Source organism: Dietzia aurantiaca (genome assembly GCF_021033825.1).
GTDB classification, from domain to species: Bacteria; Actinomycetota; Actinomycetes; order Mycobacteriales; family Mycobacteriaceae; genus Dietzia; species Dietzia aurantiaca.
On record NZ_JAIFXZ010000002.1, the window covers coordinates 133270 to 150756 of the forward strand.

Sequence of the window (17487 nt, forward strand, 5' to 3'; positions counted from 1 at the left end):
TGCCCCCACGGCATGCTGTTGGAGAATGGTCGCGCCTGGTGCGACCAGACCATGTTCAGGAGGAGCGCCATGACCGGAAAAGGACGCGCCGGACGGCTCGGCAAGCGGATCGGGGAGATCGTCGCCACGGCGATTGACAACGAGATCAAGGACCCGCGTCTGGAGTTCGTGACCATCACCGATTCCCGCATCACCCCCGACCTCCGGGTGGCGACGCTGTACTACACCGTCCGCGGCGAGACGCTCGACGAGGAGCCGGACCTCGCGGCCGCGGAAGACGCCCTTGCCACGGCGCGGGGGCGGCTGAGGACGATGGTCGGCAAGCAGACCGGTGTGAAGTTCACCCCGGAGCTGACTTTCGTGCTGGACTCCGTGCCCGATGCGGCTCGCCACATGGAGGAGCTGCTCGCCAGGGCCCGCGCAAGCGACGAGGAGGTCCGGAGGGCGGCGGAGGGCGCCCGCCCGGCGGGGGAGGAGGACCCGTACCGGCGGCCCGAGGAGGCGCAGGCGGAGGACGACGACCGGTGACGATCCCGGTCGACGCCCGGGCGGCGGCGGAGGTGCTGATGCGGCACCGGCAGGTGACCGTGCTCTGTCACCTCCGTCCCGACGCGGACGCGCTCGGCAGTTCCGCCGGCCTGGCGCGCGCACTCCGTGCCGCCGGGGTGGCGGTGTACCACTCGTTCGACCCCGGCCGGGTTCCGGAGGCTCTCGCGGTGATCCCCGGGACCGAGTTCGTGATCCCGTTGGACGAGGTCCCCGCGCATGACGGGCTGGTGGTGACGCTCGACTGCGCGAGCGCTGACCGTGTCGGGCGCTGGGGTCATCTCGCCGAGGCCGCCTCGGAGGTCCTCGTCGTGGACCACCATCGGTCGAACCCCGGCTTCGGCAGCCACATCCTGCTGGATCCCGACGCAGCCTCGACGGCCACACTCGTCCTCGACGTGCTGCGGGCCGGCGGGTACCCACTCGACCCGGAAGCCGCGACGAGCCTGTACGCCGGGTTGGTCACCGACACCGGCTCCTTCCGCTGGGGTGGGCCCGGTGCCCACGCGACCGCAAGTGAGCTTCTCGCGGCCGGGGCGGAGTCGTCGAAACTGAGCTTCGCGCTCCTCGACGCGCATTCTTTCTCGTGGCTGCCGGTTCTGGGTGCACTGCTCGAGACGGTCACTCTCGACGTGTCCGCCGTGGGCGGACGAGGAGCGGTCTGGCTCGCCGTGCCTCATCGGATCATCGCGACCTCTGACGAGGATGACGTCGAATCACTGGTCTCCCATCTGCGTGGGGTCAAGGAGGCGTGTGTGGCGGTGCTGCTCAAGGAGTACCGACCGCAGGAGTGGGCGGTGTCGCTTCGTTCCCGCGACGGCCGCCCGGGCCGGGGCCTTGTCGACGTCTCGGAGGTGGCCGCGGCTCTCGGCGGCGGCGGCCATCCGGCCGCGGCCGGATGCACGATGAGTGGTGACCTCGAGAGCATCTCGAAGAGGCTCCGTGAGCTCCTCGGCTGACCGTTCGACCGCGGACTCCTCTCGAGCGACCGTCGGGGTGGGGGAACTCGGCCGGAGGCTGTGGTCGATCGCGTTGCCCGTCCTGCCGGTGCTCGCCGCAGAGCCGGTCTACCTCCTGGTCGACGGGATCGTGGTGGGACGCCAGGGCCCGCAGGATCTCGCAGCGCTCGGGGTCGGCGCCCTCGTCCTGCTGGTGCTCGGAACCCAGATGAACTTCCTGTCCTACGGGACCACCGCGCGCGCGGCCCGGCTGCACGGCGCGGGCCGACGCTCCGATGCGGTGGCGGAGGGTGTCCAGGCCACGTGGATCGCTCTGGCCGTGGGCGCCGTCGTCGTGGCCGCGGTCCTGGCACTGATGGGCCCGCTGACGGCTGTGCTCGCCTCCGACGCGGAGGTCGCCGCAAGAGCGTCGGAGTGGTTGCGGGTGGCGGTGTGGGGGATCCCGCTCATACTCATCGCCTCGGCGGGCCACGGTTGGATGCGCGGTGTGCAGCGGCTACGGACACCGCTCGTGCTGGTGGCACTGGGCATCGGTATCTCGACCATCGGCTGTGTGGTGTTCGTTCCCGGCCTCGGGCCGTTCCCGGAGTTCGGGTTGATCGCGAGTGCCTGGGCCAACCTCGCGGGCCAGTTCGTCATGGCCGCCGGCTTCGTCGTGGCGCTCGTCGTGGAGCACTCCGGTTCCCTTCGGCCGCGTCGCGCGGTGATCGTGAGCCAGCTGCGGATGGGCGTCGATCTGGTGATCCGGACCGCGTCCTTCCAGATCACGTTCGCCGTCGCGACAACCGCCGCGGCGGCCGCGGGCGTGTCCTCGCTCGGCGCCCACCATCTCGCCCAGCAACTGTGGGCGCTGTACGCGCTGGTGTTGGACTCCGTGGCGATCTCCGCGCAGTCCCTGGTGGGTGCGGCGCTCGGGGCGGGACTCGCCGCGCACGGCCGTGCGTTGGCCCGCGCGGTGGTGCTGTGGTCGCTGGGGCTGGGCGTGGTCCTGGCGCTGGCGACCGTGCTGCTGCGCGACCAGATCGCGGCCGTCCTGGCCGGCGGTCCGGACGTGGCCGGACGCCTGGTGGTGGCCCTGATAGGGATGTCGGTGGTGGTGGTGCCGGCGGCGGTCGTGTTCGGCCTCGACGGCGTCCTCCTGGGCGCCGGGGACGCCGCGTACCTGCGGACCACGACCGTGATCGCGGCGCTGTGCGGATTCCTCCCGGTGCTGCTGGCCACCCGCCACTTCGGCTGGGGCCTCGTCGGCATCTGGTGGGGGATGGGGGTGTTCGTGATGATGCGCTTGATCGCCGTGGCGATCCGGGTGCGCGGGGACCGCTGGATGGTGCTCGGCTCCGCCACTCCGGGCGGCTCGTCCGAACGGGAGGCGGCGCGATGAGCGCCGGTCCGAGCCTGCGGGCGGTGGCCGACCTGCACGTCGGGCACCGTGGCAATGCCGGGGTGCTGGACGAAATCCGGCCGCACCACCCCGGGGACTGGCTCATAGTGGCGGGGGATGTCGCGGAGAAGACCGGGGATATCCGCGACGCACTCGCGCAGCTCGCCGGCCGGTTCGGCAAGGTGCTCTGGGTGCCGGGTAACCACGAGCTGTGGATCGGCCGGGACGACGAGGGCACCAGTTCCCCCACGAAGTACGACCGGCTGGTCGAGGAGTGCCGGGCGATCGGTGTGGTGACCCCGGAAGACCCGTACCCGCTGTGGACGGGCCCCGGCGGACCGGCGTGGGTGGTGCCGATGTTCCTGCTGTACGACTATTCGTGGACCCCGGTCCCGGGGCAACCCACCGCGGCAGCCCTGGCGGGTGCCCGCGAGAGGCGCGTGGTGGCCTCGGATGAGTTCCTCATCGACCCGAGCCCGTTCCCGGACGCGCCGTCGTGGTGCCGTGACCGTCTGGTCGGCACCACCACGCGCCTGGCCCGGCTCGACCCCACGCATCCCACGGTGTTGATCAACCACTGGCCACTGCTGCGTGATCCCACACGTTTCCTCCGGCACCCGGACTTCGCCCTGTGGTGCGGCACCGAGCAGACGGCGGACTGGCACCGCCGCTACCGGGCCGCCGCGTGCGTCTACGGCCACCTGCACATCCCGCGCACGACCATCCACGACGAGGTCCGCTTCGAGGAGGTCTCGCTGGGCTATCCGCGCGAGTGGAAGGGCCGCGGCAGGCCCGAGCCGTTGACGCGTCAGATCCTGCCGCCGCCGGCCGCTCCTCAGGTCAGGTGGGTCCGAGGGGAGTCGGGGATGCCGCGTATCGCCCGGCCGGGGGAGCCCGGCCCGTATCTGGAGGACGAACAGTGATCCACGAGATCCTGCCGCCGGACGTGGTGTCGGTGACCGACGCCGAACTGGGCCTGGATGAATTGGCCGTGGTGGCGGCGATGTACCCCGTCGAGGCGGAGCAGATCAGCAACGCGGTCGCGTCCCGCCGCGCGGACTTCGCCTGGGCGCGGGCGTGCGCCCGCGAGGCCATGACCCGTCTGGGATCGCCGGTCGGGCCGATCGTGCGGGGCGGGAAGGGGATGCCGGTGTGGCCGCCGGGGGTGGTGGGCACTCTCACCCACACCGACGGCCTGCGCGCGGCCGCGCTCGGGTCCGCCGGACGTGTGAGGTCGCTGGGGGTCGATGTGGAGCCGCACGAACCGCTCGCCGCGGGGGTGCTCGACGCGGTCTCGCTGCCGGAGGAGGCGGCGTGGGTGCGCGCGGTCGGCGTCGAGCTGCCGTCGGTGCACTGGGACAAGCTCCTGTTCACGGCGAAGGAGGCCACGTACAAGGCGTGGTTCCCGCTCACCCGCCGATGGCTGGGTTTCGCCGACGCGCACGTCACCCTGGTGCCGGACCCGCCCCGCGGCGGGGCCCACGCCGGTGCCAATGACCGCGCCTACGGCCGCGACAGCGCCGACAACAAGCACGACAACAACGACGACGACAACAGCAGCCACACCGTGTTCGCCGGCGCCCTGCGTTCCCGGATACTCGTCGACCCCCGGGCGATCGACGGGGGGCCGGACCTGGTCGAGTTCCACGGCCGCTGGGTGGTCCGTGACGGCTATGTGGCCTCGGCGATCGTGCTCCGGCCCGCCGGTCTCGATAGCGTGGGCCCGTGAGCCCGCGCAGACCAGACTCCCGCCCCGCACCCGAGCCCGGACTCGTGGTGGTCGACAAACCTGCCGGGATGAGCAGCCACGATGTGGTCAGCCGTCTGCGCCGATTCTTCGGCACCCGCAAGGTCGGTCACGCCGGGACCCTCGACCCGATGGCGACCGGCGTCCTCGTGGTGGGCATCGAGCGCGCGACCAAGATCCTGGGTCAGCTGGCGCTGGAGACCAAGTCGTATGAGGCGACGATCCGCCTCGGGCAGACCACCACCACCGATGACGCCGAGGGGGAGACCACCGGCACCACCGACGCCTCCGGTGTCACGGACGAGGCGATCGACGCCGGTGTCGCGGCGCTGACGGGTGAGATCGACCAGGTTCCCTCCGCCGTGAGCGCGATCAAGGTCGGCGGACGGCGGGCCTACGACATCGTGCGCTCGGGGGAGGAGGTCGACCTCAGGTCCCGCCGCGTGACCGTCTCGGGATTCGACGTCCTCGAACGGGTGCGTGGTGGGGAGGTGATCGACCTCGTCGTCGTCGTCGACTGTTCCACCGGTACCTACATCCGGGCGCTCGCCCGTGACCTCGGTGCGGCCCTCGGCGTCGGCGGACACCTCATCGCCCTACGGCGCACCCGCGTCGGGCCGTTCGGACTTGACGTGGCCCGCTCCCTGGAGCAACTCGAGGAGGACCCGGCACTGTCCCTCGACCTCGACGCCGCGGCGCTGGCCGCGTTCCCCCGCCGCGACATCGACGCGGAGCAGGCCGAAGGGCTACGGCACGGACGGTGGCTCGACGCGCGGGGCGACACCGGCGTCGTCGCCGCGGTCGGTCCAGACGGGCGCGTAGCGGCACTCGTGGCCGAGTCCGGCAGGCGTGCCTCCCCCGTGGTGGTCATGCGACCGGCCGGGCTGTGACCGGCGGGCGTAAGGTGGTCGCCGTGCAATTGTGGCGGACGTTCGACGAGATCGTGATCCCCGACGGCGGCTCCTCCGTCGCCCTGGGCGTGTTCGACGGACTCCACCGTGGCCATCGCGGCCTGGTGGATCGTGCCGTCGACCTCGGGCGGGACCTCGGGGCCGCCCCCGTGCTCGTGACCTTCGACCCGCACCCGGTCGAGGTGGTCCGACCCGGGACGCACCCACTGGTGCTCACCCCGCTCCGCAGGCGCGCGGAGTTGGCGGGCCAGTTCGGCGTCGAGGCGGTGTTCGCGCTGCCGTTCGACGAGGAGATGGCCTCGTGGGAGCCCGCGGCGTTCGTGGACAACGTCCTGGTCGACGGCCTCGACTGCCGCGCCGTCGTGGTGGGACGCAACTTCACCTTCGGCCGACGCGCGGTCGGGACCCCCGAGACCATGCGCGAACTGTGTGCCGAGCGGGGGATCGAATGCGAGGTGGTCGACCTGCTCGAGGACGGTGGTGAGACGGTGTCCTCGAGTCGGGTGCGCAAGCTGCTCGCCGGATCGGATGTGGCGGCCGCCGCCGAGATCCTCGGGCGTCCGCACCGGGTCTCCGGGCCCGTCGTGCACGGCGCCGGTCGAGGGGGACGGGACCTCGGTTACCCCACCGCCAACCTCGAACTGCCCGAATACACGGCCGTCCCCGTCGACGGCGTCTACGCGGGCTGGTTCACCGTCCTCGATGACGCGCCGGTCGACGGCTCGATCGTGCCCGGGCGCCGGTACCCCGCGGCGATCTCGGTCGGAACCAACCCCACGTTCGGCGACACCACGCGCAGCGTCGAGGCCTTCGTCCTCGACGAGTCCGCGGACCTCTACGGCAGGCTCGCCGCCGTCGACTTCGTCGACCACGTCCGCGACATGGAGAAGTTCTCCTCCGTCGACGAACTGCTGGTCGCCATGGGCCGCGATGTGGCACGGACCCGGGACATCCTCGGCGCCTGAGCACGGATTGGGGACATGCCCCGCCGGCTGGTAACGTCTCCCGTCGGCCCTCCTGCGGTCCGCGGCGGCGGGGCCTGACATCATCTGCGGACTGGAACAACCAGGAGTCATCATGGCGCTGAGCACCGAAGAGAAGAAGGCCGTACTGGCCGAGTACGGGATCCACGAGACCGACACCGGCTCGCCCGAGGCCCAGGTCGCGCTTCTCACCACGCGCATCACGCAGCTCACCGAGCACCTCAAGACCCATAAGCACGACCACCACTCGCGCCGTGGCCTGCTGCTGCTGGTCGGCCGTCGCCGTCGTCTGCTCAAGTACGTCGCCAAGGTCGACATCAACCGCTACCGTGCGCTGATCGAGCGCCTCGGCCTGCGTCGCTGAGTATTCTCGGTCGCAAGACTTTTTCCGATCCCCGTCCTGACTTCAGGGCGGGGATCGTCCTTTCCGCCGGGCGCATCGGGGGCGGCGCGCCCGTGCGCCCCGGTGCCCCGGCCTGTTTTCCCTGATAGCCTGGCACCCGGCCGGTGCGCACGTACCGGGGTGGTCGACAGGTCCGATTGACGGTCCTCGGTAGTGGCTGCCGGAACCTTAAGACGCCCGATGAGATGAGGCGCCGGATCCGGCCGCTTCGATCGAAGACCGAAGTCGTACCGGGACCCCCTGACGTGCTGCCCGGTGGCCCGCGGTGACACACCTGCGCCGCGCGCCCCATTCACCAGACACACGACAGGATTTTCTATGTCACAGATTACGGCCGTTGAGGTCGAAGACGGGGTCTTCGAGTCCGTCGCCACCATCGACAACGGTGACTTCGGTCGCCGCGAACTCCGGTTCGAGACCGGTCGGCTCGCGCAGCAGGCCGCCGGCTCGGTCGTCGCGTACCTCGACGACGACACGATGCTGCTGTCCGCCACCACGGCGGGCAAGCACCCCAAAGAGCACTTCGACTTCTTCCCGCTCACGGTGGACGTCGAGGAGCGGATGTACGCGGCCGGCCGCATCCCCGGCTCCTTCTTCCGGCGCGAGGGTCGTCCCAGCACGGACGCCATCCTCACCTGCCGCCTCATCGACCGGCCGCTGCGCCCGACGTTCGCCGACGGCGTCCGCAACGAGGTCCAGGTCGTCGTGACCGTACTCAGCCTCGATCCCGAGGACCTCTACGACGTGGTGGCCATCAACGCCGCGTCCGCCTCGACGCAGCTGTCCGGGCTGCCCTTCTCGGGCCCGGTGGGCGGCGTGCGAATCGCGCTCATCCCCACCGCCGCAGACCCGGCCGGCCAGTGGGTCGCTTTCCCGACCGTCGAGCAGCTCTCCGACGCGGTCTTCGACATGGTCGTCGCCGGCCGTGTCGTCGGTTCAGGGGACACCGCCGACGTCGCGATCATGATGGTCGAGGCAGAGGCCACCGAGAACGTGCTGGAGAAGGTCGCCGGTGGCGCCCAGGCACCGACGGAGGACGTCGTGGCCCGGGGCCTCGAGGCCGCCAAGCCGTTCATCGCCGAGCTGTGCGCCGCCCAGCAGGCGCTGGCCACCGCCTCGCCCAGCGCCCCGCGCGAGTTCCCGCTGTTCCCGCCGTACCAGGACGACGCCTACGCGGCGGTCGCCGAGGTCGCCGAGACCAAGCTCGGTGAGATCATGCAGATCGCCGACAAGCAGGAGCGCGACGACGCGACGGACGCGCTCAAGGCGACCGTTCTCGAGCAGCTCGCCGAGCGCTTCGCCGACCGTCTCGGCGAGGTGGGGGCGGCCTTCAAGTCGCTCACCAAGTCGATCGTGCGCAAGCGCATCCTGACCGATCACTTCCGTATCGACGGCCGTGGCATCAGGGACATCCGCGCCCTGTCCGCCGAGGTCGAGATCATCCCGCGCGCGCACGGCTCGGCCCTGTTCGAGCGTGGCGAGACCCAGATCATGGGCGTCACCACTCTCGACATGGTCAAGATGGCGCAGCAGATCGACTCGCTCGGTCCGGAGACCAGCAAGCGCTACATGCACCACTACAACTTCCCGCCGTACTCCACCGGTGAGACCGGCCGCGTGGGCTCGCCCAAGCGTCGCGAGATCGGCCACGGCGCGCTCGCGGAGCGTGCCCTGGTGCCGGTGTTGCCCAGCGTCGAGGAGTTCCCGTACGCCATCCGTCAGGTGTCCGAGGCCCTCGGATCGAACGGCTCCACCTCGATGGGCTCGGTCTGTGCCTCGACCCTGTCGTTGCTCAACGCCGGTGTGCCCCTCAAGGCGCCGGTCGCGGGCATCGCGATGGGCCTGGTCTCCGACGAGGTAGAGAACGCGGCCGGGGAGTCGGAACGTCGCTACGTCGCCCTCACCGACATCCTCGGGGCCGAGGACGCGTTCGGTGACATGGACTTCAAGGTCGCCGGGACCGGCATGTTCGTCACCGCTCTTCAGCTCGACACCAAGCTCGACGGCATCCCGTCCGAGGTCCTCGCCGGTGCGCTCACGCAGGCCCGTGAGGCCCGCCTGACGATCCTCGACGTGATGGCCGAGGCCATCGACGAGCCGGACGAGCTGAGCCCGTTCGCTCCGCGCATCATCTCCATCAAGGTCCCCGTCGACAAGATCGGTGAGGTCATCGGGCCCAAGGGCAAGATGATCAACTCGATCACGGAGGAGACCGGCGCCAACGTCTCGATCGAGGATGACGGCACGGTATACATCGCCGCGACCGACGGAGACTCCGCACAGGCCGCGATCGACAAGATCAACGCCATCGCCAACCCGCAGCTGCCCAAGGTCGGCGAGCGCTTCCTGGGCACTGTCGTCAAGACGGCGCCGTTCGGCGCGTTCCTGTCCCTGCTGCCCGGTCGTGACGGGCTGGTTCACATCTCCAAGCTGGGCCAGGGCAAGCGGATCGCCAAGGTCGAGGACGTGGTGAACGTCGGCGACAAGATGCAGGTCGAGATCGCGGACATCGACAACCGCGGGAAGATCAGCCTCATCCCCGTGTCGGACGATGCGGAGCAGGCCGCGGATTCCGCGAGCGACGACTGATCGCCGGCCGGGCCGCGCCACGCGACCCGGCACCCACGAGGCACGCACCCCGGGTCCGGGGTGCGTGCCTCGTTCGTCAGCGAAAGAGGGGGTCGATGACGTGCAGACCGCGATTCGTGTGGACCGGTCACTACCCGGCATCCGTGTCGTGACGGAACATCTGCCCTGGTGCCACAGCGCCGCCGTCGGGATCTGGATCGGCTCCGGTTCGGCGGAGGAGCGGCCCGAGGAGCACGGCGCTGCCCATTTCCTGGAACACGTCCTCTTCAAGCGCACCGCCACCGCCTCCGGGCGAGAGCTGTCCGAACGCATCGACCTCCTGGGCGGAGACCTCAACGCCTTCACCGGCCGAGAGCACACCTGCTATCACGTCCACGTGCCCGCGGACGGGTTGGCCGATGCGGTCGACGTCCTGACCGATGTGGTCGCCAATGGTCTGTGCCATCCCGAGGACGTGGAAGTCGAACGCGACGTGGTGCTCGACGAGCTCGCCGGTCGTGCGGACGATCCCGAGGACCTCGCATGCGAACTCTCCGCCACCGCGGTGCTGGGTGTGGATCCGCTCGCCCGGGCGATCATCGGGACCGAGGAGTCGGTGGCTGCCCTCGACGCCGCCACGTTGAGCGCGTTCCACCGCCGGATCCTGCGGTCCGGGAACGTGGTGGTCGCCGCCGCCGGGCGGGTCGATCACGAGGCTCTGATGCAGTGGATCGCCGACGGACCGTTGCCGACCGCTGTCGGACGAGACGAGAGCGCGGTCGACGCGGCGAGCGGCGCCTCGATGGTCTACTGCGCACACACGGTGAACGGTGTGGCCTCCCAGGCGAGTGCTACCGACTACGGGTGGGCGACGGAGCCCGTGGTGACGGGGCAGGACGAGGAGTCCGAGCAGGTTCTGTTCGCTCTCACCCGACGCACCCCTGCTCGAGACCATCGTGACCGTGCGGCGGCACAGATCGCCGCCGCGGTTCTGGGCGGCGGACTCAGCTCGCGACTCTTCCAGCGGATCAGGGAGGACCTCGGACTTGCGTACTCCGTGTACGCCTCGATGGACCAGTTCCGCCGTACGGGTCTGGTATCCGTGGTGGCCGGCTGTGCGGCCGGCCGTGCGGACGAACTGGGCGACGAGATCAGACGGGTGGTCGCGGGCATGGCCGCGAACCCTCCGACCGGTGGCGAGGTCGACCGCGCCATCGGCCATCTCACCGGCTCGATACGGCTCGGGCTCGATGATCCGTTGTCCCGGATGGCCCGGATCGGTCGACACCTGCTGGACCGGGACACGGTGGTCCCCGTATCCGAGTCCATGGGCAGGCTGCTCGCGGTGACCCGTGAGGACGTCGTGGGCTACTGGAACGGCGAGTCGTCGCCCTGGTGTCTGGCGGCGGTCGGGCCCGGCATGCCCCACAGCGGCGCGGCTGGGCTGATCGCGGGCCTCTGCCGATAGTCTGGGAAGCAGTCCTGACGACCGACGAAGGAGACGATGACGGTGACGAAGGTCGGAGTGCTCGGCGCACGCGGCAAGGTGGGCACGGCGATCTGCGATGCCGTACGCGAGGCCGAGGACATGGAACTCGTGGCAGAGGTCGACCAGGGTGACGCCCTGCGATCACTGGTCGACTCCGGTGCCGAGGTCGTGGTGGATTTCACCCACCCGGACGTGGTCATGGACAACCTCGAGTTCTGCATCGCCAACGGGATCCACGCCGTCGTCGGAACCACCGGGTTCACCGAGGAGCGACTCGAGGCATTGCGTAGCCGGCTCGAGTCCAGCCCCGGAACCGGGGTCCTGGTGGCTCCGAACTTCGCGATCGGCGCGATCCTCATGATGCGGTTCGCCGTCCAGGCCGCCAAGTACTTCCCGTCGGCCGAGATCGTCGAGCTCCACCACCCGAACAAGGCGGACGCCCCGTCCGGGACCGCTCAGCGGACCGCGGCCATGATGGGGGCCGCACGAACCGCGGCGGGCCTCGGCGCGTCGCCCGACGCCACCTCCACCGGACTCGACGGGGCACGGGGCGCGGACGTCGACGGCGTGCGGGTCCACTCGGTCCGGGTGACCGGACTGGTCGCCCACCAGGAGGTGCTGTTCGGAACCCAGGGCGAGACGCTGACGATCCGTCATGACTCCCTGGACCGGACGTCATTCGCCCCGGGCGTGCTGCTCGGAGTGCGCTCGATCGCCAGCGCGCCGGGGCTGACCGTGGGCCTCGACACCTTCATGGACCTGTAGGTCGACCGTCGTGGACAGGTTCGTCAAGCCCTTGGTGATGTTCCTCGCCGCAGCAGGTCTGCTGGTGGCCTTCGGCTACCTGATCTTCCTCGGCTGGTCGATGATCGCGACATCGGAACATCTCGCGATGCAGGGTCTCGGCGTGGGGATCATCCTGCTCACCGCGGTCGGCGCGTGGGCGACCTGGGCCATCCTGCGCAACGGCTTCCAGTTGCAGCGGATCTCGGCAGCGGCAGCTGCCGAGGGGATAGAACTCGACATCTCGGATCTGGATCACCGCCCGTCGGGGCGGCTCCGGCACGAAGCGGCGGACGCGCTGTTCGACCAGGTCAGCGCAGAGTACCAGGCCTCCCCCGGGGACTGGCGTACGAACTACAGGCTGGCCCGTGCCTATGACCACGCCGGTGATCGCCTCCGCGCCCGCGAGGTGATGCGGGTCGCCATGGATCTGCTGGAGGCCGAGCGGGCGGCGCAGGGGAGCAGGCCATGAGCTCCGTCCTGGTGGTCCACCACGCGCCTTCACCGCGGCTGCGCCGGATCGTGGAAGCCATCGAAACCGGCATGGCCCACCCCGAGCTCGAGGACATCGCCGTGGAGTCCGTCCCCGCGCTCGCGGCGACGGACGATCACGTCCTGCGGGCCGACGGCTACGTATTTCTCACTCCTGCCAACTTCGGGTACATGTCGGGCGCGCTCAAGCACTTCTTCGATCGCACGTATTACACCTGCGAGGGAGCAGTGAGCGGTCGCCCGTACGCGCTCTGCGTCCACGGGGACAACGACACCGCAGGGGCGGTGACCTCAGTCGAGAAGATCACGACCGGGTGGGCGCTGCAGGCGGTCGCCCCGGCCACGCAGCTCATCGGTGAGCTCGGGCGGGACGACCTCGACACGGTGGCCGAGGTCGCGGCCACCGTTGCCGCGCATCTACTCGGTTGAGCGTCAGTACAGCCCGTCAGCAAAAGGAGTCCCATCATGTCCGAGCTCGTCCGGCGGCAGGTCCGCATGGTCGCGCGCACCCAGTTCACCGTTCCCGAGGATCTCGGGTGGGAGACTGACGCCGAGGGCGGTTCGGCGCTGGCGGAGTTCGCCGGCCGGGCCTGCTACCAGAGCTGGGACAAGCCGAATCCGCGGACCGCGACCAACGCGGGCTACCTCCGGCACATTCTCGAAGTGGGACACCTCTCGGTCTTCGAACATGCCAACGTCACCTTCTACATCACAGGCATCTCGCGTTCGTGCACCCATGAGCTGATCCGTCACCGTCACTTCTCCTACAGTCAGTTGTCCCAGCGCTTCGTCCCGGAGCATGACTCGAAGGTCGTCCCGCCGCCCGCCATCGCCGATGACCCCGAGTTGGTCGAGATCTTCAGGCGGGCGACCGACGCATCGCGTGAGGCGTACGCGGAGATGCTGGCCAAGCTGGAGGAACGCTTCGCGGACGTCCCGAACCCGATGCTCCGACACAAGCAGGCCCGGCAGGCGGCCAGATCGGTGCTGCCGAACGCGACCGAGACCCGCATCGTCGTGACCGGCAACTACCGGTCGTGGCGGCATTTCATCGGGATGCGGGCGACCGAACACGCGGATACCGAGATCCGTGGTCTGGCTATCGACGTCCTACGCCAACTCCGGGATGTGGCGCCCGCGGTGTTCTCCGATTTCGAGATCGCGACGCTCGACGACGGTTCGGAAATCGCCGTCAGCCCCTACGTGCTCGAAGGATGACGGGGACCGCGGTCCCGATCAATCACCCGAACGCCGGGTCTGAATCGGGATCCGTGTGGTTCTGCGGGTACCCTGGGACACCATGACACACGTGACCGCAGGGGGAGCAGAGTCGGCCGGTACCGGCCGGCCCCCCGCCGAAACAGCGCGACCCGCGCCCTTCGGGACGGTCCTCACGGCGATGGTCACGCCTTTCGGGAGCGACGGGCATGTCGACCTGAAGGCCGTCGCCGGTGTCGCGAGACATCTCGTGGACTCAGGATGCGACGGACTCGTCGTGTCCGGCACCACGGGGGAGTCGCCCACCACCACTGACGCCGAGAAGACAGCGGTCCTCGAGACCGTCCTGGCGGAAGTGGGAGACCGGGCGACGATCGTGGCAGGGGTGGGCACCTACGACACCGCCCACTCCGTTCACGCGGCCCGCCAGGCCGCGGCCTCGGGTGCGCACGGACTGCTCGTGGTGACGCCCTACTATTCCAAGCCGACACAGGCCGGCCTGGACGTTCACTTCCGCACGATCGCGGATGCCACCGACCGGCCGGTGATGCTCTATGACATCCCGCCACGGTCGGTGGTCCCCATCCAGGCGGACACCCTCATCGGGCTGTCCGGCCATCCGAATATCGTGGCGGTCAAGGACGCGAAGGGCGATTTTCACGACGCGGCGACCGTGATGTCGCACTGCGACCTCGTCTACTACTCGGGAGACGATCAACTCAACCTCCCGTGGTTGGCCGTGGGGGCCACCGGATTCGTCAGTGTGATCGGTCACGTGGCCGCGTCACGACTCGTGGAGATCCGCAGGGCCTACCTCGCCGGAGACATCGAGACGGCCCGTCGCATCAACCTCGGACTCCTCCCGCTCTTCGACGCCCAGCGGGCGCTCGGAGGCGTGTCGATGTCCAAAGCAGGACTAGAACTTCTCGGGATCCCGGCAGGTGTGCCGCGACTCCCGCAGTTACCACCAACCGATGAGCAGCGCGACGCCCTGGCGGCGCTGCTCCGCAGAGCAGGAGTCACCACATGACAGAAAGTTCCTCACAGAACCGCGGTCGCGGCCGTTCGCGTCGCGCAGCCGGTCGTCCCACGGGTGCCCCGGCACCGGTGACCGCCGTGCAGTTCACCGAACCGACCCATGCCGCCTCCGAGGAGCGTCCGTCCCAGCAGCACTCCGCTGAGAACAAGGCGCCCCGGGAGGAGTCGCAGCAGCACACCAACCAGCAGGACGCGGGTGGACAGCCCCGCGGCGGCCGTGACACGTCCGGCCAGGATGCGGACGGGGGGTCGAAGTCCGGGTCGCGCGGTCGTCGCGGCTCGTCGTCCGACAACCGTGGCTCGTCCGGTCGGGACGACAAGAGTTCCGGCGGACATGACAACGGCGGGCAGCGGTCGGGCGGTCAGAACAGCGGCGGGCAGAACGGCGGCGGTAAGAACTCCGGCGGGCAGAACGGCGGCGGTAAGAGCTCCGGCGGGCAGAACGGCGGACGCAACCGGGGCGGCCGTGGCCGCGGCCGCGGACGCGGCGATTCGTCGACCGCCGACTTCGGCGGCGTCAAGACCATGCAGGGCGCGGACATGACCGTCCGGCTGCCCAGCCCGCCGAAGGCGCGCAAGGGGGCGATGCGGCTCGTCGCCCTCGGCGGCATCTCCGAGATCGGGCGCAACATGACCGTCTTCGAGTACAACTCGAAGCTGCTCATCGTCGACTGCGGAGTACTGTTCCCGAGTTCAACGGAGCCGGGCGTCGACCTGATCCTCCCGGACTTCGACCACATCGAGGACCGCCTGGACCAGGTCGAGGCGCTCGTGCTGACCCATGGCCACGAGGATCACATCGGCGCGATCCCGTTCCTGCTCAAGCTGCGTCCGGACATCCCGGTCGTGGGCTCCAAGTTCACCCTCGCGCTCGTCGCGGCAAAGTGCCGGGAGCACCGCATCAAGCCGGTGTTCCATGAGGTCGACGAGTCGAGCATCTCGTCGTTCGGCGCCTTCGAGGTGCGGTACTTCGACGTCAACCATTCGATCCCGGAATGCCTCGGCGTCGTCATCAAGGCCGGCGGCAACTCGGTGATGATGACGGGCGACATCAAGCTCGACCAGCTGCCGACGGACAAGCGGCCGACCGACCTGCCCAAGATGTCGCGCTTCGGTGACGAGGGTATCGACCTGCTGCTGGTGGACTCGACCAACGCCACCACTCCGGGCATCAGCCCGTCCGAGGCGGGCGTGCGACCCGCCCTGGAGCGACTGATCGCGGATGCGCGCAAGCTCGTCGTCGTCGCGTGCTTCGCCTCGAACGTCTACCGGGTGCAGTCGGCCGTCGACGCCGCCGCGGCGGCCGGCCGCAAGGTCGCGCTCAACGGCCGGTCGATGCTCCGGAATATGGAGATCGCGCTCGAGATGGGGCTGCTCACCGACCCCTCGCGGGTCATCGTGGACATGGACTCCGCGGGCAAGCTCCCGCCGGAGAAGCTCGTCGTGGTGACCACCGGTACCCAGGGCGAGTCGATGGCCGGTCTGTCGCGGATGGCCCGCCGTGAGCACCGTCAGGTCAACCTGGGTGAGGGCGACACGGTGCTGTTCTCGTCGTCGCTGGTCCCCGGCAACGAGGAGGCCGTGTTCGGGGTGATGAACAGCCTGTCGCAGATGGGTGTCGAGGTCATCACCGGTCGCGAGGCGAACATCCATGTGTCCGGACACGGATACTCCGGCGAACTGCTGTTCATCTACAACGCCGTCCGGCCCCGGAACGCCATGCCGGTCCACGGCGAATGGCGCCACCTGCGGGCCAACAAGGCGCTGGCGGTCGCCACAGGTGTGCCCGAGAACAACGTGGTCCTGGCGCAGAACGGTGTCGTCGTCGACCTGATCGACGGTCAAGCCGCAGTGGTCGGGCAGGTGCCCGTCGGCAACCTCTACGTCGACGGTCTCTCGACCGGAGACGTCGGCGACACGGTGCTCGCCGATCGAACGGCGCTGGCTGAGGACGGATTCATCGTCGCCACCGTGGTCGTCGATCCGCGCACGGGCCGTCCGGTGAGCAAGCCGCAGATCATCGGCAAGGGCTTCACCGATGAGCCCGGTGCGCTGGCGCCCGTGGTGGAGCTGGTCGAGAACGCGCTGTGGGACCTCGCCGGCGAAGGCGAGACCGATCCGTACCGCCTGGCGCAGGCGGTCCGCCGCACTGTGGGCCGGTGGGTCTCCGACAAGTGGCGTCGTAAGCCCATGATCGTCCCCACGGTCATCACCTCCGCGGTCGCCGAGAGCTGATCCGGTGGGGGTGGATCGTCGGTCCCTCGCCCGCCGGGAACGTGTCGCGCTGGTGGAGACCATGCGCGACACGGGCCCGGATGCGCCCACCCTGTGTGAAGGATGGACGGCCAGGGATCTGGCGGCACACCTCGTCGTGCGTGAGGCCCGGCCGGACGCGGCGGCGGGGGTGGTGTTACCGGCACTGTCCGCGCGGCTCGAGACGCTTCGTCTCCGCGAGTCGCAGCGCCCGTGGGAGGAGCTGCTCGACTCGATCGCGTCCGGTCCACCGTGGTATTCGCCACTACGTCTGGCCGACAGCCTGGCCAACACCGCGGAGTACCTGGTCCACCACGAGGACGTGCGTCGCGCCGGGGAAGGCTGGTCGAAGCGCGAATTCGACAGCCGTGACCTCGCGCGGGTGTGGACGCTCGCCACGATTGTGTCCCGGAGCAGGCTGAGGAAGGTTCCCGCGCGGATCGACCTGAGCGTCCCCCGGGGCCCGTCAACCCCGCGCCCCGGGGTCGACGCCCGGGCGGCGACCGCTGCGGCTCCGGTGTCGACAGGGGCGGCGCTGGCGCCCCTGGTGACCGTCGTGGCCGAGCCCGTCGAGTTGCTCCTGTGGATATTCGGACGAGACCGCGTGGACGTCGAAGTATCCGGTGCTCAGCGCGGTATCGACGCACTCGATGCGGTCGGACGGAGCGTGTAGGTCGCCTTCGGGATACACCCGGACTGTGTGGCTGCTGTTACCA

General features: G+C 69.7%; 17 protein-coding genes. All 17 read left to right on the forward strand.

Annotation, left to right across the window (positions count from 1 at the left end; genetic code table 11):
* The first annotated feature begins 69 nt into the window (after positions 1-69).
* The 17 genes from rbfA (at position 70) to K3888_RS03285 (ending at position 17444) form a co-directional block, all read left to right on the forward strand.
* Positions 70-528 (forward strand): 30S ribosome-binding factor RbfA, encoded by a 459-nt coding sequence (gene rbfA, locus K3888_RS03205; RefSeq protein ID WP_230928791.1) that lies wholly within the window; start codon positions 70-72, stop codon positions 526-528.
* The gene (locus K3888_RS03210) at positions 525-1505 is read left to right on the forward strand and encodes a DHH family phosphoesterase (RefSeq protein WP_230928792.1); all 981 of its coding nucleotides are present in this window, start codon (positions 525-527) and stop codon (positions 1503-1505) included. Before rbfA ends, K3888_RS03210 begins: the two co-directional genes overlap by 4 nt.
* Positions 1489-2886 (forward strand): MATE family efflux transporter, encoded by a 1398-nt coding sequence (locus K3888_RS03215; protein WP_230928793.1) that lies wholly within the window; start codon positions 1489-1491, stop codon positions 2884-2886. Before K3888_RS03210 ends, K3888_RS03215 begins: the two co-directional genes overlap by 17 nt.
* The gene (locus K3888_RS03220; protein ID WP_230928794.1) at positions 2883-3809 is read left to right on the forward strand and encodes a metallophosphoesterase family protein; all 927 of its coding nucleotides are present in this window, start codon (positions 2883-2885) and stop codon (positions 3807-3809) included. Before K3888_RS03215 ends, K3888_RS03220 begins: the two co-directional genes overlap by 4 nt.
* Complete coding sequence (locus K3888_RS03225) at positions 3806-4615, forward strand: 4'-phosphopantetheinyl transferase family protein (RefSeq protein ID WP_230928795.1); 810 nt, start codon at positions 3806-3808, stop codon at positions 4613-4615. The genes K3888_RS03220 and K3888_RS03225 overlap by 4 nt, the downstream gene beginning before the upstream one ends.
* A complete protein-coding gene (truB, locus tag K3888_RS03230) occupies positions 4612-5523 on the forward strand; it encodes a tRNA pseudouridine(55) synthase TruB (RefSeq protein WP_230928796.1) in 912 nt (303 codons plus the stop codon). The genes K3888_RS03225 and truB overlap by 4 nt, the downstream gene beginning before the upstream one ends.
* Before the next feature lie 23 nt (positions 5524-5546).
* On the forward strand, positions 5547-6509 hold the full coding sequence (locus tag K3888_RS03235) for a bifunctional riboflavin kinase/FAD synthetase (RefSeq protein ID WP_230928797.1): 963 nt from the start codon (positions 5547-5549) through the stop codon (positions 6507-6509).
* A 112-nt stretch (positions 6510-6621) separates the two neighbouring features.
* Positions 6622-6891, forward strand: coding sequence for a 30S ribosomal protein S15 (gene rpsO, locus K3888_RS03240; RefSeq protein ID WP_230928798.1), 270 nt, complete (start codon positions 6622-6624; stop codon positions 6889-6891).
* A gap of 357 nt (positions 6892-7248) precedes the next feature.
* Positions 7249-9519, forward strand: coding sequence for a polyribonucleotide nucleotidyltransferase (locus K3888_RS03245; RefSeq protein WP_230928799.1), 2271 nt, complete (start codon positions 7249-7251; stop codon positions 9517-9519).
* 100 nt (positions 9520-9619) lie between these two features.
* Complete coding sequence (locus K3888_RS03250; RefSeq protein WP_230928800.1) at positions 9620-10966, forward strand: M16 family metallopeptidase; 1347 nt, start codon at positions 9620-9622, stop codon at positions 10964-10966.
* Positions 10967-11002: 36 nt separating this feature from the next.
* The gene (gene dapB / locus K3888_RS03255) at positions 11003-11752 is read left to right on the forward strand and encodes a 4-hydroxy-tetrahydrodipicolinate reductase (RefSeq protein ID WP_230928801.1); all 750 of its coding nucleotides are present in this window, start codon (positions 11003-11005) and stop codon (positions 11750-11752) included.
* A 37-nt stretch (positions 11753-11789) separates the two neighbouring features.
* Complete coding sequence (locus K3888_RS03260; protein WP_269074788.1) at positions 11790-12242, forward strand: hypothetical protein; 453 nt, start codon at positions 11790-11792, stop codon at positions 12240-12242.
* Complete coding sequence (locus K3888_RS03265) at positions 12239-12691, forward strand: flavodoxin family protein (RefSeq protein WP_230928803.1); 453 nt, start codon at positions 12239-12241, stop codon at positions 12689-12691. The genes K3888_RS03260 and K3888_RS03265 overlap by 4 nt, the downstream gene beginning before the upstream one ends.
* Positions 12692-12727: 36 nt before the next feature.
* Entirely contained in the window at positions 12728-13480 is a 753-nt protein-coding gene (gene thyX, locus K3888_RS03270) for an FAD-dependent thymidylate synthase (protein ID WP_230928804.1), read from the forward strand.
* Between the two features lie 82 nt (positions 13481-13562).
* Entirely contained in the window at positions 13563-14510 is a 948-nt protein-coding gene (gene dapA, locus K3888_RS03275) for a 4-hydroxy-tetrahydrodipicolinate synthase (RefSeq protein WP_269074738.1), read from the forward strand.
* A complete protein-coding gene (locus K3888_RS03280; protein WP_230928805.1) occupies positions 14507-16753 on the forward strand; it encodes a ribonuclease J in 2247 nt (748 codons plus the stop codon). Before dapA ends, K3888_RS03280 begins: the two co-directional genes overlap by 4 nt.
* Before the next feature lie 10 nt (positions 16754-16763).
* Positions 16764-17444, forward strand: a complete 681-nt coding sequence (locus K3888_RS03285; protein WP_308281878.1) for a TIGR03085 family metal-binding protein — start codon at positions 16764-16766, stop codon at positions 17442-17444.
* The last annotated feature ends 43 nt before the right edge of the window (positions 17445-17487 follow it).